The following is a 21,887-nucleotide window of genomic DNA, read 5'->3' as shown; positions in this document are numbered from 1 at the left end:
GTCATCAGCAGCTACCCGATTGACACCTCGTCATTCATAAGTTTATAAATTACAAAATACAAATTAGGAATCATATGGATCGATTCGTGGACAGTGTGGTCGTTGTTACCGGGGCTGGGCGCGGTATAGGGTTCGCCATAGCGGCCCGCTTCTTGGCGGAGGGCGGGAAAGTGGTCTTAGCCGACACACACGGCGATGTGCTGAGGGACGCCGCTGTGACGCTTGGTGTGCCTGACCGTGTGTTGACGCTTGTCTGCGATGTGTCTGCTCCAGCAGATGCAGCCCGACTAGCGGAAGAAACCGACCGGCACTTCGGACCGATTGGCATTCTGGTCAACAACGCTGGAATTTCGCCCAAGCACAACGGAGTGAAGGCACTTATTTCTGACATGGACGAGGTGGAGTGGCGCCGTGTACTCGACATCAACCTCACCGGAGCTTTCCTATGCTCGAAAGCATGTCTGCCTCATATGAAGTCGCTGCGGTTCGGCCGCATTGTCAACATTGCGTCGCAAGCCGGTCGAACCAGGACTGACATCGCTGGAGCACATTACGCCGCCTCAAAGGCTGGGATGATGGGCTTAACGCGCGTACTCGCCACCGAGGGTGGAAAGTACGGTCTAACAGCCAATGCCATCGCACCGGGGCGCATCGAAACCCCGATGGCGGCTGAAGCGGGTACTGCCGTGAACGCGGCATATCTGGAGCGCATCCCGGTCGGCCGCCTTGGCACGCCCGACGATATCGGCGCCGCTGCAGCCTTCCTGGCAAGCCGTGAAGCAGGGTTCATCAACGGCATCACTCTAGATGTCAACGGAGGCGCTTTCATGATTTGACGGCCTTGCCTTGCCCCTGCCTCGTATCGGAGGCACCCACGCCTCAACAAAAAAAGGAGACAACTATGAAGACGATTTTGCACATGCTAGCCACCACCGCGCTCAGCGCCGCAGTGCTTTTGCCACTCAGTTCGACGGCGGCAGACTATCCGGAAAAGGAAATTAAACTGAGTGTCGGCTATGGAGCGGGCGGGGTGGGGGACATTTCAGCCCGACTGTTGGCGAGGGCGATGGAAAAAGAACTGAAGCAGCCCATCGTGGTGATCAACAAGGCCGGAGCCCAAGCCACGATGAACCCGACGCAATTGGCTCGCTTGGAGCCCGATGGATACAACGTCGGCGTGCTCACATTCGCACCGATGGCGATCGTCCCGCACATGCTTCCCGTGAACTACACCGCAAAGGACTTCATCTTCACCGGAGCTTTTGGTCGCTTCCAATATGGCTTGGCGGTGCGGGCCGACTCTCCATACAAGACAGTCAAGGATTTGGTCGAAGCCGCAAAGCTCAAACCACTTTTCTTCGGCGCCCCGGGGGCTCCCAACAACATCGCCATGTTCGAGCTCGGCCGCAAGACGGGCGCGCGTTTCGATCAGGTTCTCTACAAGTCCGGCAGCGAAACCGTGCTCTCGCTTGTCATGGGGCAGGTCGACGCAATCATTCAGACGCCGTCAGAGATCGTGCCACATGTCCAGTCGGGAAAACTGCGCCTGCTTGCATCGGTGAGTCCGGCGCGATGGACCGACAGACCCGACATGCCCACCGTCAAAGAGAGTGGCTACGACGTCGAGATCGAATCGTGGATGGGACTGGCCGTGCCCAAGGGAACGCCTCAGCCGATCGTCGATCGCCTGCAGGCCGCCATGCTTGCGGCGATGAAGGACAAGGAAGTGCTGGTTGGTTTCGGTCGCATGGGCATCGATGCCACGACGATGACCGGTCCTGACTACGCTCGAATGATCGACGAGGGCTACATCAGCATGGGCAGGGCGCTCAAAGAGGCCGGCTTGGCCACCGGCAAAGGCCAATGAGCGCGCAGCAGCAGGTCACTCCCTGCGCGCTGGCCGGGGTGCGGGTACTAGATCTAAGCCGCGTACTGGCCGGTCCCTCGGTCACGCAGATGCTGGCCGACTTAGGCGCCGATGTGATCAAGGTCGAGCGTCCGGGCGTTGGTGACGAGGCCCGCACGCAGGGTGTTAGACCGAAGCCACGCGCCGGCAGCAACATGGAAGACACTTCCGGCTTCAGCGCGGTCAACCGTGGAAAGCGCTCCATCGAATTGGATCTCGCCTCGCCCGGCGGGCAGGCTATCGCGCGCCGCCTCGCGGCCGAATCGGACATCCTGGTGGAAAACTTCAAGACAGGGGACCTCCAGCGCTACGGACTAGACTATGCATCCCTGTCCGCGCTCTACCCTCGCCTCGTGTACTGCTCGATCACCGGCTTCGGCCAGACCGGACCGTATCGCATGCTGCCCGGCTACGACCTGATCTTTCAGGCGATGAGCGGACTGATGAGCGCGACCGGCGGCCCGCAAGACCAACCTGGGGGCGGGCCCCAGCGCGTGGGCTATCCCATCTCCGACGCGACAGCCGGCCTCTATGCGACGATCGGTATCCTTGCGGCGCTTAGGCACCGTGACACGCCTGGAGGGCGCGGTCAACACATCGACCTGGCACTGCTCGATGCGCAGATCGCCGCAATGACGCTGGTCCCCACGAACTACCTCATCGCAGACCAATTGCCGCGCCGACTGGGGATCGCTTCGCAGATGAGCTGCCCCTACCAGGCCTTCGATTGCGCTGACGGCCAGATCGTCATTGCCGTCAACAACAGCAAGCAGTTTGTGCAGCTTTGCTCGGTGCTGGGCCTCGACGCGCTTGCGTGCGACGAGCTCTACTCCAGCAACGCGTTGCGCGTCGCGCACCGAGAGACGCTGGTACCGGTGCTTACCAATGCCCTGGCCGTATGGTCGGTCGCCAACTGCCGCGCCCGCCTGACCGAGGCGGGGGTGCCGTGCGGCCCGCTCAACGACCTGCAGCAGGTCTTCGATGACGAACAGGTGCGCCACCGCGAACTGCGCCAGGAGGTGCACCACCCGGTAAAGGGCATGACGCCAATCGTCGCCAACCCGCTGAAATTTTCCGAGACACCGGTCACCTACCGACGCGCGCCGCCGCAGCTCGGCGAACACACGGCAGATGTCCTGCGCGAAGTGCTGGGCATCGACGAGGCCGAGCTTGCCGCGCTGCGCGCATCCCGTGCCATCGGCGTGGCCGATCTGGCACGCCACGCATCGGTGGCCTCCGCATGAAGGCTATTCTTTGCCGTCAATACGGCTCGCCCGAGAGCCTGACGCTGGAGGACGTGCCAGGCCTTGTGCCCGGGCCGAAGCAGGTCGTGATCGCCGTGCATGCTGCGGCCGTGAATTTTCCAGACACCCTCATCATCGAGGGCAAGTACCAATTCAAGCCGGAGATGCCCTTCTCGCCCGGCGGGGAAGTCTCCGGCGTGATCGTCCGGATCGGCCACGAAGTGAGCGGGCTGCAACTTGGCCAGCGTGTGCTCGCGCCGCTGGGCTGGGGCGGCTACGCCGAGGAGGCGGTGGCGGAGGCCTGGCGCGTGCTGCCGATCCCACCCACCATGGACTTCGCAACGGCTTCGGCCTTCGCCCTGACCTACGGCACCTCCCACCACGCGCTGCAGGACCGTGCGCAAATCCAGGCAGGTGAGACCTTGCTGGTGCTGGGTGCGGCCGGCGGCGTCGGGCTGGCGGCGATCGAGATCGGCAAGGCGATGGGCGCGCGGGTGATCGCCGCGGCGTCGTCCGACGACAAGCTGGCTGTCTGTGCGGCGCATGGCGCCGATGCACTCATCCACTACGAGCGCGAGGACCTGCGGGAACGGATCAGGCAGATCACGAACGGATGCGGTGTCGACGTCGTGTACGACCCGGTCGGCGGTGCCTACAGCGAACCAGCCCTGCGCAGCATCGCCTGGAACGGACGCTTTCTCGTGGTGGGCTTCGCGGCGGGCAACATCCCCTCGATTCCGTTGAACCTGCCGCTTCTCAAGGGATGCGCCATCGTCGGCGTGTTCTGGGGCGCCTTTGCGCGTAACGAACCCGCGCGCAACGCACAGAACATGCAGCAGCTTTTTAGCTGGTTTGAGCAAGGCAAGGTGAAGCCCCACATATGCGCGCGCTATCCGCTGGAACAGGCCGCCGATGCCATGACTGCCGTGGCGAACCGCAGTGCCAAGGGTAAGGTGGTCATCACGGTTGCGCAAACGTCGACATGACCGCGAAGCACACGCTGCTCGTGGCCGGCGCCAGCGGCGTGGTCGGCGCTGCGGCGCTCGCGCATTTTGCGGCGCTGCCCAACTGGGAGGTGATCGCCCTGGCGCGTCGTGCGATGCCACTGCCGCCCGGCGTCACCCAACTGCAGGTCGATTTGACCGATCTTCAGAGCTGTCGCAACGCCAGCGCCGCCCTGGACCGCGTCACGCATTTGTTTTACACCGCATTGTTCGAGTTGCCTGAACTGGTGAGCGGCTGGCGCGATCCGCAGCAGATGTCGACCAATCTTGCGATGCTGCGCAACCTGCTCGACACGCTGCACTCTTCAGCACCCAGAATGCGGCACCTCACGCTGATGCAGGGTGCCAAGGCCTATGGCGGTCACGTTGAGCCAGCGCCGGTTCCTTGCCGCGAGAGCCAGCCGCGGCATCCGCATGAGAACTTCTACTGGCTGCAGGAAGACCTAGTGCGCGAACGCCAGGCCGAGGCAGCCTGGACATTCAGCGTGCTGCGACCACAGGTCGTGTTCGGACATGCGGTGGTCAGCCTAATGAACGTCATCGCCGCGATCCAGCGTGAATGCGCGCAGCCTCTGGGCTATCCCGGCGGCGGCCGCTTCATCGTCGCAGGCAGCGACAGTCGGCTAATCGCACGTGCGGCCGAATTCTGCGCAACGCATGAAATTGCCGCCAACGAAACCTACAACATCGTAAATAGAGACATGCTGGTCTGGCAGGATCTGTGGCCAACGCTGGCCGAACATTTTGGCATGTCGGCCGGGCCGCCGACGCCCATGTCGCTGGCGGCGGAAATGCCCGCGCACGCGGCGCTGTAGCAACACATCATCCAGCGCGAGCGATTGCTGCCAATCACCCTGGACGCGCTCGTCGGTAGCTCCTGACAGTTTGCCCACCGCACCCTGGCCAGCGGCGTCACGCAACCGCCCGACTCTGTCCTCAGCGGTCTCAAGCTGCGCAAGCACGGCTTACGCGACTGCATCGACACAGCGGTGTCGCTGCGGCACTGGCTTGCCTCCATGCAAGCCCAACGCCTGCTGCCGACCTAAGCGCCCGGACTTCACGCTGCACGGCCTCCGGCCTGCGCCAGCAGGGCCTTCACGACCGGTGCCCCCCCCTTAACGATGTCGCGTGCGATCGAGGCGGCGGCGGCGTCGGGATCGCGGGCGCGCAACGCGGCAAAAAGTTTCTCGTGCTCGTGCGACTCGGGCTCCTTCTTGTCCGTTTCCTTGTAGATCAGGTTCAGGTACGGGCCCGTGCGTACCCACAGCGATTCGATGATCGCCAGCAGTTCGTTCCGCCGGCTCAGTGCGTAGATCCCCAGGTGGACCTCGCGATTCAGGCGTAGCGTGTTACGGTAGTCGCCTGCGCGCTTCGCCACCATCATCTCGCGGTGCAGTTTCTCGATCGCCTTAACGTCCGACTCGGCGACGTGCTCCACCGCGCCGCGGCAGGCCAGGCCTTCGAGTGCCACCCGTATGTCGCGCAGTTCGATATACATCTCGGCCGTGAGGATTGGCACCGTCACCGACTTGTTGCGGTTCATCGCCAAGGCGCGTTCCGCGACCAGCTGGAGCATGGCCTCGCGGACCGGCGTCTGGCTGACGCCCAGCCGGTCGATAAGCGTGCGAGCGCTTAGCTTTTGGCCGGGCAGAAGTTCGCCGTTCGCCAGCGCGCTACGCATGAACTCGTAGACCTTGGTGGACAGGCTCGAGTGGGCGATGGGCACAGTGGCCTTGAGGAGTGTGTCGCTACCGGACTTGATCATCTTCGTGTATCGGATTGGGATGCCACAGATTGAAGCACAGGGAGAAGCCGGGACAAACGGTAATCTATATTTAGGTTGACATATTCTATAGTTTATAGAATTATTGCATCCGTAGCGAAACCTATGGCGCAGGAAGGCGTCGCAGGTCGTAACGATCCCCCGCAGACAGTGCCTACCAATCAGGCCCTGCGATCTTCAAAGAGACACAGGAGACATGCCATGCCCCCCCTCGCACTTGACCCGACCACCCGCCGGGCAACCCAGTCACGCGGCTTGGACCCGACCGAGACCGTCGCACACCGTATCGCGGCAGGTCTTCAACGCCACGGCGTGAACTTTTTGTTCGGACAGAGCCTGCCGTCGATGGTGCATCTGGCCGGTAAGCAGTACGGCATCCGCCAGATCGCATATCGCCAGGAGAACACCGGCGGCTACATGGCCGACGCCTATGCACGTTTGAGCGGCCAGGTGGGCATCGTTACAGCGCAGAACGGGCCGGCCGCCGCACTGCTGGTGGCACCGCTGCTCGAAGCGTTGAAGGTATCGATCCCGTTGATTGCACTGGTGCAGGACGTCAACCGGGACCAGACCGATCGCAATGCGTTCCAGGAGATCGATCATGAGTCGATGTTCCGGCCGTGCACGAAGTGGGTTCGTCGGATCACGGAGGCCAGCCGGATTGACGACTACCTCGACATGGCTTTCACCGCCGCGACGAGCGGCCGTCCAGGCCCGGTGGTGCTGCTGCTGCCCGCTGACCTGCTGCTGGAGCCGGCGCCACCGATGACATCGCGCCAGGCGTCGCTGGGTCGCTATCCACTGGATCGCATGCTGCCGGATCAGGTCAGCCTCGACGCAGCCGCCGCCTTGCTCGCCGAAGCGGAACGCCCAATCGTTATCGCGGGTGGCGGTGTGCATCTGTCCGGCGCAGCTGCCGAACTGGAGCGACTGCAGGAGGTCGGCTGCGTGCCGGTGGCCACCACTGTCATGGGCAAGGGCGGGGTCGACGAGGGGCACGCGCTGTCGATCGGTGTGGCCAGCTATTTCACCGGGCCGAACGGCGGCGCTCGCTACCTCAAACCGCTGATCACCGACGCCGACGTTGTGCTGCTGGTGGGCAACCGCACCAACCAGAACGGGACCGACTCCTGGAAGCTGTATCCAAAAAACGCGCGCTTCATCCACATCGATGTCGAACCCCTGGAAGTCGGACGCAACTACGAGGCAATGCGCTTAATCGGCGACGCACGCCTCACGCTCGCTGCACTAACCGACCGGCTCGAGCGCGGCGACCTCCTCTCCAAGCGCCGCGCCCGTCGCGCCGAAGTGGAAGCCGCAATCCGCAAGGGCCACGATCGGCACCGCGACGAAGCCGCCGCGCTGATCGAGAGCAATGCCTCGCCACTGCGCCCCGAACGGATCATGAACGAGATCGACCAGCGACTGACGCCCGAAAGTATCGTGGTGGCCGACGCGAGCTACTCGTCGATCTGGGTCGCGAACTATCTACATTCGCGTCGCGCCGGCATGCGTTTCATCACGCCGCGCGGCTTGGCCGGCCTTGGCTGGGGCTTTCCGATGGCGCTGGGTGCGCGGGTCGCTAAGCCCGACGCGCCGATCTTTTGCGTGGTTGGTGACGGAGGCTTCGCGCATGCGTGGGCCGAGTTGGAGACGGCCGTGCGGATGAAGCTACGGGTAGTGCTGGTGGTGCTGAACAACGGCATCCTCGGCTACCAGAAGCACGCCGAGAACGTCAAGTTCGGAGCCCACACCGATGCCTGCGATTTCGTGCCCGTCGATCACGCGGCGATCGCCCGGGCGGTCGGAGCACGGGGCGTGCGCGTAGAGAACGCCGCCGACTTAGGAGCCGCCCTGGATGACGCGCTGAAGGCCGAAACCATGACCCTGATCGATGTCGTGACTGATGAGAACGCATTCCCGCCGGTAAGCTGGTACGAGGTCACCTGATGCTAGCCCTTCGCAAAACCGCGCCCGCCCCTGGCCTGTCACTCGACGAGGTGGCCGAACCCGGTCGCCCCGGTGTTGGCGACGTGTTGATTGAGGTGGCAGCCACTGGCATCTGCGGTTCGGACGTGCATGTCTACGACTGGAGCAGCAGCTACGAGTTCATGCGCAACCGCTTGCCGGTGACTTTGGGACATGAGTTTTCCGGTCGCATCGCGGCAGTTGGGCCCGAGGTTTCCAGCTTGGCGGAGGGCGACTTGGTATCCGCGATCCCCACCATCGGCTGCATGAAGTGCACCACCTGCGTGGCGGGATTCCCTCAGCGCTGCAACTTCCGCCGCACCATCGGGTTGACCAGTGACGGTGCGTTCGCGCGTTTCGTGCGCGTCTCGGCGCTGGCTTGCGTGGCCCTGCGCGAAGGCACTGATCCGGTGCTCGCAGCGCTAATGGAGCCACTCTGTGTAGGCGACAACGCGGCCGAGGTGGGCGCAGTGACCTCCGGCGACACCGTGCTGGTTCTGGGGCCAGGCACAATCGGCCAAGCGATCGCGCGCGCCGCCGCCTGGCGCGGTGCGACGACGGTAGTGGTGGTGGGACTCAACGATCGAGCGCGTCTGAAGACATCGATGCAGATCGGCGCGACACACATCATCGATCTCGCGGACACGACAGACCTGAGCGCCAGCTTCCTTGCCGCTACCGATGGCAGATTGGCCGATGTCGTTTTCGAGGCCACAGGCCATCCCGGGAGCATCAACCAGGGCCTGGCGGTGCTACGCAAGGACGGGATACTAGTCACCGCTGGCATCCATGCCCAGCATGCCGCCATCGACCTGACCGCGCTGGTGCGCAACCGCCAGCAGATTCGTGGCGCGCACGCGTCCAAGCGCGCCGGGTGGGAGGTCATGGCTCGTCGCCTCTATGACACGCCCGAGGCGGTGCGCCCCTTCGTCTCGATGGTGCTCGGGCTCGACCAGGCCCTCGATGGTTTCGCGCATTCTCGGGCGCGCGACGTGTCGAAAGTGGTGCTGCAACCGGGTCGGAGCATAGACGCATGAGCACTGCGCTGCCAGGATTCGACGCGCCGGATGCCGTGGTTCGCTTCGAAGTGCGCGACGACCACACCGCCCTCGTCACGCTGAACCGGCCCGATGCCCGCAACGCAGTCAATGGGGCGGTCGCGACGGCGCTCGAAACCATTGTCGATGCCACCGAGGCCGATTCGCACATTCGTGCCATTGTGCTGGCCAGCTCGCATCCTGACGTCTTTTCTGCAGGCGCCGACCTCAAAGAGATAGCCGCCGGCCAACGAGCAAGTCTGCGCACCGAGCGTGGCGGATTTGCCGGCTTGGTATTCGCAAAGCGGGACAAGCCCTGGATTGTCGCGGTCGATGGCAAGGCGCTCGCTGGTGGCTGCGAGCTAGTCCTGGCATGCGACATGGTGGTTGCGTCACCGCGCGCGTCCTTCGGACTGCCCGAAGTCTTGCGCGGCCTGATCGCCGCCGCAGGGGGCTTGTACCGACTGCCACGGGCGTTGCCGCCCAACATTGCTCTGGAAATGATCGCTACGGCGCTGCCGATTGACGCTGAACGTGCGCACCACTTCGGTTTCGTCAACCGGCTTGTCCCACCCGAGAGAGTGCTGGAGGAAGCACTGCTACTGGCCTCGCAAATCGCAGGCAATGCGCCGATAGCCGTGCGCGAGAGCCTTCGCGTGGCACGCACAGCGCTAGACCTGGACGAGCGCGAGCTTCGCCAGTGCAGCGTCGTCGGCATGCAACTGGCGGCAGCCAGCGATGACTACTTCGAAGGGCCGCGCGCCTTCATCGAGAAGCGCCCACCGCGCTGGACAGGGCGTTGAACGCCAGGGCTCCCGATGCCGCGTTCAGGTTCTGCTGGGGCGGCGCTGAAAAAATCCCTGCTGCTCGTACATCCCGGGGTAAATCGCCGGGTCATGAAGTAGCAGACACTGGCCATGGCGGCCGACGCACAGTCGGGCTTTGAACTGCACCGCAAGCCTACGCGGCGAGACGAATTCTTGAAGACCATGGATGCGCTGGTGCCGTGCGCGGCACTGTGCGATGAAATCGCACCGTACTACCCCAAGCTTGGCAATCGAAGCCCGCCCATCGGGCTCGAGCGCATGCTGCGCACCCACTTCATCCAGCACTGGTTCAACCTCGCCAACCTGGCATATGAAGAAGCTTTGTACGACAGTGCCAGCCTGCGCCGTTTCGTCGGCATAGACCTGGGTTTCGAGCCTGTGCCCGACGCCACTAATTCCGCCGCTTGCTCAACGACTACAAGTTGGTCGAAGCCATGTTTGAACGCGTATGTTGATTCATCAGCACTGGGTACTCTGATTGATCAGTTCGAGCGCACCAAGGCCAGCATCCGGGCCAAGGTGGAGCATCCATTCCGAGTGCTCAAGCAACAATTCGGGTACGTGAAGGTTCGCTACCGGGGGCTCAAGAAGAACACGGCGCAGATCGTCACGCTGTTTGCGCAGGGCAATCTGTGGATGGCAAGGCACAAGCTGATGGCCTGCCTAGGACCATCCCTTTCAAGGTGTTGTCCCCGCAGCCTGTTTGAGGACACGAGCGGTGGACAGCTGCTTGCGAGCCACAGCGCCAGCCACGTATCCCCCAGGCTTTTCCTTCTTGGGGCCGCGCTTGGCCGTGGCAACACTGCGCGGGTTGACCTTCCCTGCCAGGCGCAGCAGATGCTGCGCAACCTCCTCGCCTGACGCCTCGCACCACGGTTGCCACACCTCGGATGGCAGCGCAATGAGCATGCCCTGGTAGTCGCTGGCCACATGCACGCCCAGGTGATAGCTCGAAACATCCAGACCAGGCGCTCGCTCGCAGTGCGCCTGCTCCACGCAGCGCTTGAGCAGCGCCAACACGTTGAACGCCAGCACTGCTGCAGCAAACCCCAGCAGCGCCGCACGCGGGTGGCCCAAGGTCCGGATCTCGCTGTGCAGCACCGATTCGAGCCGTCCGAACAAGCCCTCGATGCGCCAGCGCTTGCGTTACAACTGCGCAATGGTGGCCGCGTCGATGCTCGCCGGCAGGTTGCTCCACAAGGCAATGCTTTGGTCACCCGCTTCGGTGGGCGCCTGCAACTGGATCTCGATGCGGCGCCAGGACGGCGGGGCGACCACCGTCTCCTGGGTGGCCGCCAGCTCAATGGCTTGCTCACGCACCTGCCCGGTCTCTGTGGGCACGGCTTGGCTTCAGGGGCCGGTCTTGTCCAAATTGGGGTGGTTTGTCACTGGCTGGCAAATGGTTGCCATCGAGGATGCGCAGTTGCCAGCCCTGCAGGCTGGGCTGGCTGCCTACCGCAGCAACCACCGGCTCCAGGCGAGCCGCGCTGCCTTGCACCAGAGCCCGCAGCACCAGGGGTTCTGTGCGCTTGACCTTGTCGTACAGCGCCGCCAGCGTGACGGGCAACTGCGCCATCTTCTTGGCCGCCGCGTGCAGCGAGGGGCGCAGCCCCAGGCTCACCAGCATCATCAGCTCCACCACGCTGGAGAACAGCAACTCGCGAGGATACTGGCGTTGGCGGCTGGTCTGGAACACTTCATCCACCCAGCTCGCCGGCAAGGCATGCTCCAACGCCGCCCGGGTCATCACGCTCACCGGCGCATGGCTCTCAAACCTCTCCAAGACTTCTTTCCACATCCGCAGCTCTCCCGCTGTGGGGCGCAGGTTACTGCTGCGGGATCAGGGGCAACACCTTGAAAGGGATGCTGCCTAGGACAGGTGCGCGTGCAGGGGGCGTAATGCCCCACGAAACCGGGCAATTGCCCTGGCGCAGCGCCTGCTGGGCGCCCTGCACACGCCCAAACTGCTCAACGTGAGTGCTATTTGAGCTCACACATCGCCGTGGCACAGCCAGAACCGATTCGTGAAGAGCTTCCCTAGGTGTTCAGGAAGTTCAAGGGCAATCCAGGCCGCGGCCACTCCATAGCAATCAACTTGCCGGTGCTCGACAGCGTGATGTATGCGGTGCGCAATGATGGCCCTCCAAAACATATGTTGGTCGTCATCGCGTCAGGCAGTGGCACATGGTCGGCGCTGCTACCATCCGGCGCAACCACGGTGATGCCTCCATTTGCCAAGGTCGCAACGCAAACGTTTCCTGCGCTGTCGATCGCGAGCGAGTCCAGATTCTGGTAACCGGGCAGACCGACAAGAAGCCGGCCACCGTTTGGCGATAGCGGCCACTGTTTCTTGGCTATCTCACCGGGCCCGCTGAGGTCGAAAGCCCAGACACGTCCCGTAAAAGTCTCCGCCACATACAGTGTGCGCTCGTCGGCCGACAAGCCAATGCCGTTGGGCGACCACAGTGGAAAGATCAGTTCCTGGATTTGCGAGCCATCAGCCTTGGCATAGCAGACGCTACCGCGATCGACATCCCGTGGTCGGGTCTTGCCGTGGTCGGTGAACCAGAACCCACCATGGCGGTCGAACACTAGGTCGTTGGGCCCGCGCAGCGGTCCTGCGTCACTGCGCTCGTAGAGGCGTTCGACTTGTCCGGAGCGCAAATTGACGGTCTCGATCCACCCGCCAACGTAGTCATCCGCTTGGCCGATCGGGCGAATGCCATGCTCGGCGCTGTCGTGCCACTTGAAGCCCCCGTTGTTGCAGATGAACACCTTGCCATTGGGGCCGATGGCCGCGCCATTCGGTCCACCTTCAAGCTGCGCGATGCGCTTGACGCGGCCGTCACTGCTCACGCGCGTGAGCGTCTTGCCCTCGATCTCCACCAGCAGCACCGAGCCATCGGGCATGGCGATCGGCCCTTCGGGAAAGCGCAGCCCAGTGGCGACTTCTCGGATGTGTGATGTCATGTCATGTCTCCTGGTTAATTGAAGTTGGCTAGCAGGTTCAGGTACCGGACCGTGCCGGTGCGGCCAGGGGTAGACTGAGGTCGTCGAACGAGATGTCCAGCGAAGTCATCACATCAATGACCGTCGGTCGAGTGGCCCGCAGCGCGGCCTCCAGCGCCTCCCCTAGCTTGGCCGGGTCGGTCACGCGCACGCCCTCACAGCCCATCCCGCGCGCGATCGCCGCATGGTCGAAGTCACCCAGCGTGGTGGCGAAGGGTCCGCGCGAATGCAGCGACCAGCCGAGCGCCTGATTGTTGAAAATCACGACGATGATGGGCAGCGCCTGCTCGATCGCGGTCATCAGTCCGTTCATGGTCATGGCGAATCCTCCGTCACCGCAGACCGCGACCACCGCGCGCTCGGGATGCACCAGCTTGGCTGCGAGCGCCGCGGGGATGCCAAAGCCCATCGGCCCGGCGCCGGCCGCCTGCAGGAAGGCGCCAGCCGAACGGGTCTGGTAGCAGTGCGTCATGAAGATGCGGTTCTCGCCTGCATCGCAGGTAATCACCACGTCTTGCGGCAGGTGGCGCTGCAGTTCCGCGATGATGCGCTGGGGCATCAGCGGGCTGGCGTCCGATCGGTAGGCATCGCCGTCGAAGTGCCCGTGCAGCGCACGCTGGCGCGCCACACGGTCGGCGCCATCCGACGCTGCCGCGTCGCCGAGCGCTTCGCGCAATTGATCCAGCACCCTGCCGGCGTCGCCCAACAGCACGTGCTCGGCCGGAAAGGTCCACGAGGCATTGCGTGGCTCGACGTCGATCTGGATGAAGGTCTGCCGCTCGGGATCGAGCAGCAACGGGTTCTCGCGCGCGGTGTCCGACGCACTCAGCTTGGAACCCACGACGACTACCAGATCCGCCTCCGCGACGCAGGCATTGGCACCGCCGGTGCCGAAGGTGCCGAACACGCCCAAGGCGAGCGGATGCGTCTCGGCCAGCACCCCCTTGCCCGACGGGGTGGTGACCACCGGCAGGCCGGCGGCCTCGGCGAAGCGGCGCAGCGGCTCGTAGGCCGCCGCCAACCGCACGCCGTTGCCGGCGACCAGCACCGGTCGACGGGCGGCGCGCAGCGCGGTGATGGCGTCGGCCACTGCCACTGGATGTGCGGGAGGAAGCGCCACCGGCAGGTAGTGACGCGTCGGGTAGAGGCGTGGCTGCGAATCGGGGCCGACCTCGCCGGTCAGCGCCGCCAGGCCATAGATCACCGCCACCGGGCCCGGCTGACCGCTGAGCGCATGCTTGATCGCGAGCTGTGTCGCCTGCACGGCACCGGTGGCGTCGTGCACCGCGAAGACTTCCTTGGTGATGCCACCGAAAGCCTGGCGCGCGTCCCAGTTGCCGTACTCGCCGGTGCCCGATTGGTAGGGCGCGTGAAGCCCGAACGGCGGGGTGTCGCTGAAGTCGGTCAGCAGCAGCATCGGCGAGCTCGACAAACGCGCCTCGATGGTGCCTACCAGCCCGTTGCCGAGCACCCACGGCCCCTGCCCCAGCACCACGCCCGGCTTGCGCGTCAGCCGCCCGTAGACCTCCGCCATGACGGCGGCCAGAGATTCCTCCCGCACCAGCACGGTCCGGATCGTGGCCTGTCTTTTTTCCAGCGCACCAAAGATCCGTCCGGTGTGCCCGCCGGAGATGCCGAACACCGCGTTGATGCCCGCCTCCTCCAGCACGCCGGCAATGAGTTCGGGACTGGGCGTTGAGGTGGTGAGTGAGCGCTGGATGGTCATGGGCAGTCCGTGGATGAAGGTGATGTGAACAGGCAGATTGGGCGGCTGAGCGGCCATGGGTGTTGACCCCCTTGACACAAGAATCATCGCCACATTAAATTAAATACATTCTGTAGTTTATAGAATATTTATCGCCAACTCATTCGGCAAAACCCGCCCCTCGGAGATAAGTCCTTCCAATGCAGGTTCTCATTCAACTCATCGTCTCGGGCGTTCTACTCGGCGGCGTCTACGCCCTCTGCGCACTCGGACTCAACCTCATCTTCGGCGTGGCGAAGGTTGTTAACTTCGCGCATGGCGAGTTCCTGATGCTGGGGATGTACGCGGGCTACTGGCTCATGCGCAGCACCGGCATCAACCCATACTTCGGCGCCCCGCTGATCGGCGCCGCCTTCTTCGTGCTGGGCCTGCTCTTTTACTGGTGCCTGATGCGCTTCACCATCTACAAACCCGAGATGACGCAGGTCTTCGCCACGCTCGGGCTGGGCATCGCCCTGCAGAACGTGGCGCTGATGTTGTGGGGCGCCGACTACCGCACCGTTCAGGTGATGCCGCCCGGCGGCGAATCGGTTGAGTTGCTGGGCATCACGCTCAGCTCGAACCGGCTGGTGGCCTTCTGCTTCGCGGCCGCGATCCTGGCTGCGGTGGTCGTATTCATGCGCTCCACTTTCCTGGGGCGTGCGATCGAGGCAATTTCGCAGGACATCGTCGCCGCGCGTGTGATGGGCGTCGACCCTGGCCGCATCTTTCTGATCACCTTCGGTCTCGGCATCGGACTGACCGGCATTGCCGGGGCTGTCTTGGTTCCGAGCTTCTATGCCTTTCCCTCGGTGGGCACCTTCTTCGTGCTGGTCGCCTTCGTCGTGGTGGTGCTGGGAGGATTGTCCAGCCTGCCCGGCACCGTGATCGGCGGACTGGTGCTGGGCATCGTGGAATCGATCACCGGCTTCATCAGCCCCGACCTGAAAGAGGCCACGCACTTCGTGCTGCTGATCCTGCTGCTCGCGGTGCGTCCGCATGGTCTGTTCGGCGTCAAGGGCGCAGAGAAGGAGGCGCTCAAATGACGTCGCGTTACCTCATCACCCATCGCCGCGATGCGGCCTGGGCCGGCGTCCTGGCCCTGGTCGTGGTGGCCGGGGCGCTGATCCCCAGCAACGATCACTATCTCAACCTGCTGATCCTGACCCTGCTCTACGCGGGCCTGGCGTCTTCCTGGAACATCGTGGGCGGCATGGCGGGACAGTTCTCGCTCGGCCACACCGCGTTCTTCGGCATCGGTGCCTACACCTCGACCATCCTGCTGAACTATGCGGGCGTCAGCCCGTGGCTTGGCATGCTCGCAGGTGCCGTGTTCAGCATCGTGCTGGTGGTGATCATTGCCTTCCCCACCTTTCGCATGCGCGGGGTGTTCTTCGCGATGGCCACGCTCGCCTTTGGCGAAACGGTGCGCATCCTGCTGATCTATTCGCGCAAGTTCGTCGCGCTGCCCTATGGGCTGAGCGTGGACTTCGTGCCGGGCTTCGCCCGCATGGTGTTTGCCGATCGCAGCAGCTATGTCTGGCTGACCGGCGGCTATCTGGCGGTAGTGCTGATCGCCGCCTTCCTGCTGTCGCGCAGTTACACGGGCTTCTACCTCCGCGCGATCCGCGACAACGAGGAAGCCGCCGATGCCGCAGGCGTGCCGTTGCGGCGCTACAAGCTACTAGCGCTGGTGGTCAGCGCCGCACTCACCTCAATCGGCGGAACGCTGATGGCTCAGTACGTCATGTACATCGAGCCCGGGACGGTCTTCACTATCAGCTTCTCCGTGGATCTGGCCCTGATGTCGATCCTGGGCGGCGTGGGCACCTTGGCGGGTCCGGTGCTGGGCGCCGCCATCGCCCTGCCCTTCCGGGAGTTCCTAGTGGAGGCTTTCGGTAGCGCTGCTTCCGGCACGCACCTGGTGGTCTACGGGCTGATGCTGGTCGTGATCGTGGTGCTGCTGCCGCAGGGCCTGGTAGGTGGCCTGCAGGATCTGCGTGAGCGGCTGCAGCGGCGCAAGGCTGGGCCCGCTACGCGCACGGGAGACGAATGATGCTGCAGATCCAGACCCTCACCAAACGTTTCGGAGGCTTGGTGGCCGTCGACGCGGTAGACTTCGAAGTGGCCGCCGGCGAGATCTTCGGACTGATCGGTCCGAACGGCGCCGGCAAGACCACCCTTTTCAACCTCGTCGCAGGTGCCATCGCACCGGACAGCGGCGACATTCTGTTCGAAGGGCGCTCTCTGGCCGGCATGTCTTCAGCGGGCATCTGCCGACGCGGCCTCGCGCGGACCTTCCAGATACCGCAAACCTTTACATCCATGACGGTGCTGGAGACCATCATGACTGGCAGCATGCTACACCGACGGCGCATCGACGAAGCACGCACCGCGGCCCGCGACGTCGCGCGACGCGTCGGCTTGGGTGGACGGCTCGACCTACCGACGCCCTCGCTCACCACAGCCGAGAAAAAGCGGCTGGAAGTGGGTCGCGCTCTGGCCACGGTACCCCGCATGCTGTTGCTCGACGAGGTGCTGGCGGGGCTCAACTCCTCGGAGGTCGGCGCCATGCTCGAGCTGATTCGCGTCGTGCGAAACGAAGGCACGACCGTGCTCTTCGTCGAACACAACATGGAGGCCGTGATGGACATCTGCGACCGGCTCGTTGTCATGGACACCGGAAAGAAGATCGCCGACGGCAGCCCCAAGGAGGTGATGCGAGATCCGGCCGTCGTCCGTGCCTATCTGGGCGACCTCACCACCACCGCGATCACGGGAGCCGTCCATGCTTGAAGTGAAGGATGTGGACGCTGGCTACGGAGACACCCAGGTGCTGTTCGGCATGGACATGGCGGTCCAGCGTGGGGAAGTGGTGGCAATCGTGGGCTCCAATGGCGTCGGCAAGACGACGCTGATGCGCACGATCGCCGGACTGGTGCAACCCACGCGGGGCAGCATACTGCTCGATGGCGTTGCCATCGGTGGCCAGACCTGCAGCGAAATCGTCGAACGGGGCGTGGTACTAGTGCCCGAAGGAAGGCGCCTGTTCCAGCGCATGAACGTGCGGCGCAATCTGGAAATGGGGGCCTACTCGAAGCGGGCCCGCCCTCATCTGACCGAACGCCTGGCCTATGTGCACCGCCTCTTCCCCATCCTCCAGGAGCGTGCGCTGCAGCTCGGCGGCACACTGTCGGGCGGACAGCAGCAGATGTGCGCGATCGCACGCGGCCTGGTCGCCATGCCCGATCTGCTGTTGCTCGACGAGGTCTCGCTCGGCCTGGCTCCGATCGCGGTCGACGTCGTCTACGACGCCATTCGCGCCATCCGCGACACCGGGGTGACGCTAGTGATCGTCGAGCAGAACGTCGGTCGCGCGCTGGCAATGGCCGACCGCGCCTACGTGATCCAGCACGGCCACGCCGCCCTCAGTGGCACGGGCCGCGAACTTTCCCAAAACCCCGAGGTGCAAAGCATCTATCTCGGCCTCGGTTCACCAAAGCAACAGGAGACAAGCACATGAACAAGATATCCCGACGTTCCTTTGCCGCCATGGCCAGTGGCGGCCTGGCCGCGGCCGCGACCGCACCATCGGTCTTCGCGCAAAAGCCACCGCTGAAGATCGGCGTGCTGCTGCCGTTGTCGGGGCCGCTCGCCACACTCGGCAACGACGTGTTCCGCGGCTTCCAAATGGCGCAAGAGTGGATCAATGCCGAGGGCGGAGTGTTCGGCCAGCAGATCGAGTTCGCGGTGGCCGATGTGCCGAGTTCCACGGAGGCGGTCTCGCAAGCCAATCGCCTGATCAGCAAGGATGGAGTCAAAGTCATCGTGGGCTCGTATGCGAGCTCGATCTCGCTGCCCGCGAGCCAGGTGGCCGAACGCAACAAGGTGATCTACCTGGAGCAGGGCGCGGTCGCCGACGACGTGACCAAGCGCGGCTTTAAGTACCTACTTCGCATGATCTACCCGGCGACCACGCTGGGGGCCGGCGCTGCACGCTTCGTCACCGACACAATCGCGCCGGGCTGCGGCCTGGAGGTCTCGAAGATGAAGGTGGCACTGCTAACAGAAGACTCGGCCAACGGCACGGCCATTGCCGAAGGTGCGAAGGCCTGGCTGGCCAAGAAGGGGGTGACCGTCGTCGATGCCACCAGTTACAGCTACAAGACGACCGACATGTCGTCCATAGTGCAGCGCTACAAGTCACTGCAGCCGGACGTGCTGATCGCCTGCCAGTACACGCCCGACTGCATCCTGTTCGCACGCCAGTCGCGCGAAGCTGGGCTCAACTTCAAAGCTGTGATCGGCAACGGCGGCGGTCACAACGTCGGGGAGTACGCGGACGCGCTGATGGACGACGTGAACGGCGTCTTTAACGCCGGCACTTCCGTCAATATCAATGCGTCCGGCCTCACCCCGGAGGCCGCGGCGCTCTTCAAGCGCTTCCATGAAGAACACCGGAAAAAGCATGGCGGCCGCGAACCTTCCGCGCATACCGGCATGGGCTTCACGGCGATGCACCTTCTGCTCAAGCGCATCCTGCCCGACGCGGGCGCGATGGACACCGAAAAGATCCGCGCGGCTGCGCTGGCCCTTGACCTGCCTGCAGGGTCGACCATCGTGGGTTGGGGGGTGAAGTTCGATCCGACGACACAGAGCAATACGCGCGCCTTCCCAACCTATGACCAGTGGCGCGCGCGGAAGATCGTGACCATCGCACCGGAGCCCTTCGGCTTAGCCAAACCCGTTGCCATGCCACTGCCGATGTGGGGCAAGCGCGCTGCAATCTGAGCAACAAGAAACGATGCTCCGATGACGATCGACTATGAACGCCTGCGCGGCCGCGTCTTTCCCGATGTGGTTCAGGCCTACGGCCCGCGCGAGGGTATCCTCTACGCGCTCGGTCTGGGTTTGGGTCACAATCCGCTGGACGCGCAGCAACTGCACTATGTCTACGAGGAAGGTCTTCGCATCCTGCCAACCATGGCGGTGGTGCTCGGCCATCCGGGTTTCTGGCAGCGTGCCCCCGACACCGGCATCCAGTGGCAGGCGGTGGTGCATGGCGAACAAAGCCTCGTTGTGCACCGGCCGCTGCCGGTGTCAGGCAGCGTGACGGGCCGCATGGTCGTGGAAGAGATCATCGACAAGGGCCCCGGTCGCGGCGCACACCTGTACACACGCCGCGACCTCTTCGACAACACTGATGGCGCCTTGCTATGTTCGCTACGGTCCAACGCCATCTGTCGCGCGGACGGCGGCTTCGGCGGCCCTCCCGTCACCATGCCAGCAGTGCTTCCACTGCCGCCGCGCAAGCCGGACGGCTTTCTTGATTTCCGCATCCCGCTGCAGGCGGCGTTGATCTACCGGCTGAGCGGCGACGACAACCCGCTGCACGCCGACCCTGCCGTGGCACATCGTGCGGGGTTCAAGCGGCCGATACTTCACGGACTTTGCACCTACGGCATCGCCGCCTATGCCGTGGCGGCTCTGGCAGCCGCGGGCGACGCATCGCGCCTACGACGCTTTGACGCGCGTTTTTCCGCACCGGTCTATCCAGGCGATCTGCTTCGCACCGAACTGTGGTTTGGTGAGGCTGAAGGATTGCGTTTCCGATGCAGAATCGCTGAGCGAGATACGACAGTTCTTGATCTCGGCTTGGCACTTAGCGATTGATCCTGAATTGACTAATGTATTTCAGTTGGAGTTCCCCGTTTGGCTAAGGATTCTCTGCACGATGTTGTGACCCTGCCTCGTTTCCACGTACACCAAGTCATGCAGCCAGCAGGCTGCGTTCCTTTGTGACAGGGGCCCGGCATCCGATAGCCGTGTGCATGCGCACGCGGTTGTAGAAGCCCTCGATCCAGTCCACGATGTCCAATCTTGCCTGCGCCCGAGTGTCATAGCTTACCTGGTAGATCCGCTCGACTTTGAGCGTCTTGAAGAAGCTCTCCATGGCCGCGTTATCCCAGCAGTTCGCCCGTCTGCTCATCGACATCGTGATGCCGAAGTCCGCCGCCAGCCGGCGGTATTCATGACTGGCATATTGGCTTCCACGATCCGTGTGCACCAGCAATCCCGGGCTCGGCTTGCGTTGCCAATACGCTGACTTGAGGGCAGCGCACACCAGCTTCGCATCGATCGAGTCTGACATAGACCAACCTACGATCCGGCGGCTCGCCAGGTCCATCACCGCGGCAAGGTACAGCCAACCCTCGCCGGTGGCGACATACGTGATGTCGCCCACCCAGGCCTGGTTCGGCTGCCAGCCGTCGAAACGTCGATCCAAAATATTGGCTGCCACCGGCAGGCGGTGCCCTGAGTCGGTGGTGACCACGTACGCCCGGCGGTACACCGGGAACAGGCCTTGGCGCTTGAGACTCTGGCGCACCCGCTCGGCGCTCACGCACTCGCCCTGCTGGCGCAGTTGCTGCGTGATCCGGGGCCTGCCGGAGCTGCGGCGGCTGCCCTGATGGATGGCCGCCACCTTGGTGTCCAGGGCCTGGTTGGCAAGGGATCGCGCGCTGGGCGCCCGCACGCGCCACTGGCAGTACCCCGACCGGGATACCGACAACACCCGGCACAGCCGGCTCACCGTGTACTCGTCGCGATGATGCTCGATCCAGGCGTACTTCATCGCGACCCCTTGGCAAAGTACGCCGTCGCTTTTCGAAGGATTTCCACATCGAGCTTCGCGTCGGCGAGTTCCCTGCGCAACCGGCTGTTCTCAGCCTCCAGTTCGCTCACGGGCCGGCGCGTTGGCACTGCCCCCGCATTCAACGCGACTTCAGGTGCGCCTGTGCCTGCTGCGGCTGAGCGCCGCTTCCAGTTGCCCAGTGTGGCCACCGGAACACCCAATCGGCGCGCCGCTTCGTGGCCTCCGACCGATTCGGCCAGCCGGGTCGCCTCGACTTTGAATTCATCCGTGTATTGCCGCTTGGGCAGTTTGGTATCTCGCATCTCGATTCTCCATACAGCTGAAGTTTCCAACTTCTTGCTGTACGTGAAATCAAGGCAGGGTCATCTGGCCGCTGCCCCCGTTGAACGTCTACCATGGGGCGTTTGAGCCTGACACTCTGTGCGGGAACGGCCGTTCAAGTCAGCTTGCTGTCCGTAGTGCAGTCGAGCGACTGGTGTTGGGAGTAAAGCTGTCGGTTGCGGCCAACGGCTCTCAATGACCGCCATTGTCGGGCCCCCACCGTCCATGGCACGGCCCGCGAATGTCGCTGATCAGCCTCAAACGGCCGCCGGCCCCCCCTTCTGGAGGTTTGCTCTTGCTGCCAACTACGTAGTGGCCCGATCAGGCGTTCGATTTCGAACTAACGCCCGAAAGCACCCAATGGTCGTATGGAACCAATCGACCAAACC

Annotated in this window: 18 protein-coding genes and 3 pseudogenes; 16 read left to right on the top strand and 5 right to left on the bottom strand. The window is 63.8% G+C overall.

The features are described 5' to 3' along the window. Positions 1-86: 86 nt before the first annotated feature. The 5 genes from AC1Q5S_RS05800 to AC1Q5S_RS05780 all read left to right on the top strand — a co-directional run bounded on the left by AC1Q5S_RS05800 (position 87) and on the right by AC1Q5S_RS05780 (position 4,969). A complete protein-coding gene (locus tag AC1Q5S_RS05800) occupies positions 87-836 on the top strand; it encodes an SDR family oxidoreductase (RefSeq protein WP_492238486.1) in 750 nt (249 codons plus the stop codon). Between the two features lie 65 nt (positions 837-901). Beyond that, positions 902-1,867 carry a Bug family tripartite tricarboxylate transporter substrate binding protein gene (locus tag AC1Q5S_RS05795; RefSeq protein ID WP_492238485.1) on the top strand — a complete coding sequence of 322 codons (966 nt, stop codon included), beginning with the start codon at positions 902-904 and terminating at the stop codon, positions 1,865-1,867. Continuing rightward, a complete protein-coding gene (locus AC1Q5S_RS05790) occupies positions 1,864-3,150 on the top strand; it encodes a CaiB/BaiF CoA transferase family protein (RefSeq protein WP_492238484.1) in 1,287 nt (428 codons plus the stop codon). Before AC1Q5S_RS05795 ends, AC1Q5S_RS05790 begins: the two co-directional genes overlap by 4 nt. Continuing rightward, positions 3,147-4,136 (top strand): NADPH:quinone oxidoreductase family protein, encoded by a 990-nt coding sequence (locus AC1Q5S_RS05785; protein ID WP_492238483.1) that lies wholly within the window; start codon positions 3,147-3,149, stop codon positions 4,134-4,136. Before AC1Q5S_RS05790 ends, AC1Q5S_RS05785 begins: the two co-directional genes overlap by 4 nt. Next, entirely contained in the window at positions 4,133-4,969 is an 837-nt protein-coding gene (locus tag AC1Q5S_RS05780) for an NAD-dependent epimerase/dehydratase family protein (RefSeq protein WP_492238482.1), read from the top strand. The genes AC1Q5S_RS05785 and AC1Q5S_RS05780 overlap by 4 nt, the downstream gene beginning before the upstream one ends. Positions 4,970-5,211: 242 nt before the next feature. Here AC1Q5S_RS05780 and AC1Q5S_RS05775 read toward each other — a convergent pair whose 3' ends face one another. Further along, positions 5,212-5,919, bottom strand: coding sequence for a GntR family transcriptional regulator (locus tag AC1Q5S_RS05775; protein WP_492238481.1), 708 nt, complete (start codon positions 5,917-5,919; stop codon positions 5,212-5,214). A gap of 219 nt (positions 5,920-6,138) precedes the next feature. Here AC1Q5S_RS05775 and AC1Q5S_RS05770 point away from each other — a divergent pair, with 219 nt between their 5' ends. From AC1Q5S_RS05770 to AC1Q5S_RS05750, 5 genes and pseudogenes are all read left to right on the top strand, one after another. Further along, entirely contained in the window at positions 6,139-7,887 is a 1,749-nt protein-coding gene (locus tag AC1Q5S_RS05770; RefSeq protein ID WP_492238480.1) for an acetolactate synthase catalytic subunit, read from the top strand. Further along, a complete protein-coding gene (locus AC1Q5S_RS05765; protein WP_492238479.1) occupies positions 7,887-8,942 on the top strand; it encodes a zinc-dependent alcohol dehydrogenase in 1,056 nt (351 codons plus the stop codon). Before AC1Q5S_RS05770 ends, AC1Q5S_RS05765 begins: the two co-directional genes overlap by 1 nt. After that, on the top strand, positions 8,939-9,745 hold the full coding sequence (locus AC1Q5S_RS05760; protein WP_492238478.1) for an enoyl-CoA hydratase-related protein: 807 nt from the start codon (positions 8,939-8,941) through the stop codon (positions 9,743-9,745). Before AC1Q5S_RS05765 ends, AC1Q5S_RS05760 begins: the two co-directional genes overlap by 4 nt. Positions 9,746-9,859: 114 nt before the next feature. Next, a pseudogene (locus tag AC1Q5S_RS05755) lies at positions 9,860-10,218 on the top strand (transposase); the annotation flags it as partial. A gap of 10 nt (positions 10,219-10,228) precedes the next feature. After that, a pseudogene (locus AC1Q5S_RS05750) lies at positions 10,229-10,438 on the top strand (transposase); the annotation flags it as partial. 9 nt (positions 10,439-10,447) lie between these two features. Here the strand turns inward: AC1Q5S_RS05750 and AC1Q5S_RS05745 are convergent. From AC1Q5S_RS05745 to AC1Q5S_RS05735, 3 genes and pseudogenes are all read right to left on the bottom strand, one after another. Continuing rightward, a pseudogene (locus AC1Q5S_RS05745) lies at positions 10,448-11,516 on the bottom strand (transposase). Between the two features lie 290 nt (positions 11,517-11,806). Beyond that, positions 11,807-12,739: an SMP-30/gluconolactonase/LRE family protein gene (locus tag AC1Q5S_RS05740; protein WP_492238477.1), complete on the bottom strand. Its 933-nt coding sequence runs from the start codon at positions 12,737-12,739 to the stop codon at positions 11,807-11,809. A gap of 37 nt (positions 12,740-12,776) precedes the next feature. Further along, positions 12,777-14,561 carry a thiamine pyrophosphate-binding protein gene (locus AC1Q5S_RS05735; RefSeq protein WP_492238476.1) on the bottom strand — a complete coding sequence of 595 codons (1,785 nt, stop codon included), beginning with the start codon at positions 14,559-14,561 and terminating at the stop codon, positions 12,777-12,779. Positions 14,562-14,683: 122 nt separating this feature from the next. Here AC1Q5S_RS05735 and AC1Q5S_RS05730 point away from each other — a divergent pair, with 122 nt between their 5' ends. The 6 genes from AC1Q5S_RS05730 to AC1Q5S_RS05705 are packed head-to-tail and all read left to right on the top strand — an operon-like array spanning position 14,684 to position 20,195. After that, the gene (locus AC1Q5S_RS05730; protein ID WP_492238475.1) at positions 14,684-15,568 is read left to right on the top strand and encodes a branched-chain amino acid ABC transporter permease; all 885 of its coding nucleotides are present in this window, start codon (positions 14,684-14,686) and stop codon (positions 15,566-15,568) included. Beyond that, complete coding sequence (locus tag AC1Q5S_RS05725) at positions 15,565-16,578, top strand: branched-chain amino acid ABC transporter permease (RefSeq protein ID WP_492238474.1); 1,014 nt, start codon at positions 15,565-15,567, stop codon at positions 16,576-16,578. The genes AC1Q5S_RS05730 and AC1Q5S_RS05725 overlap by 4 nt, the downstream gene beginning before the upstream one ends. Then, positions 16,578-17,318: an ABC transporter ATP-binding protein gene (locus AC1Q5S_RS05720; RefSeq protein ID WP_492238473.1), complete on the top strand. Its 741-nt coding sequence runs from the start codon at positions 16,578-16,580 to the stop codon at positions 17,316-17,318. Before AC1Q5S_RS05725 ends, AC1Q5S_RS05720 begins: the two co-directional genes overlap by 1 nt. After that, the gene (locus tag AC1Q5S_RS05715; protein ID WP_492238472.1) at positions 17,311-18,045 is read left to right on the top strand and encodes an ABC transporter ATP-binding protein; all 735 of its coding nucleotides are present in this window, start codon (positions 17,311-17,313) and stop codon (positions 18,043-18,045) included. The genes AC1Q5S_RS05720 and AC1Q5S_RS05715 overlap by 8 nt, the downstream gene beginning before the upstream one ends. Then, entirely contained in the window at positions 18,042-19,313 is a 1,272-nt protein-coding gene (locus tag AC1Q5S_RS05710) for an ABC transporter substrate-binding protein (RefSeq protein WP_492238471.1), read from the top strand. Before AC1Q5S_RS05715 ends, AC1Q5S_RS05710 begins: the two co-directional genes overlap by 4 nt. A gap of 21 nt (positions 19,314-19,334) precedes the next feature. Further along, on the top strand, positions 19,335-20,195 hold the full coding sequence (locus AC1Q5S_RS05705) for a MaoC/PaaZ C-terminal domain-containing protein (protein WP_492238470.1): 861 nt from the start codon (positions 19,335-19,337) through the stop codon (positions 20,193-20,195). A gap of 97 nt (positions 20,196-20,292) precedes the next feature. Here AC1Q5S_RS05705 and AC1Q5S_RS05700 read toward each other — a convergent pair. Continuing rightward, positions 20,293-21,479 (bottom strand): IS3 family transposase gene (locus AC1Q5S_RS05700; protein WP_492238469.1). Its coding sequence is split into 2 segments (ribosomal slippage): positions 20,293-21,185 and positions 21,185-21,479, totalling 1,188 coding nucleotides; the frame shifts between segments, so codons are not numbered across the junction. Between the last annotated feature and the right edge of the window lie 408 nt (positions 21,480-21,887).

This window comes from Acidovorax sp. GW835-FHT14B10 (assembly GCF_058793725.1).
Note: the sequence above shows the minus strand (reverse complement) of the source record. Positions and strands in the feature narration are given on the sequence as shown.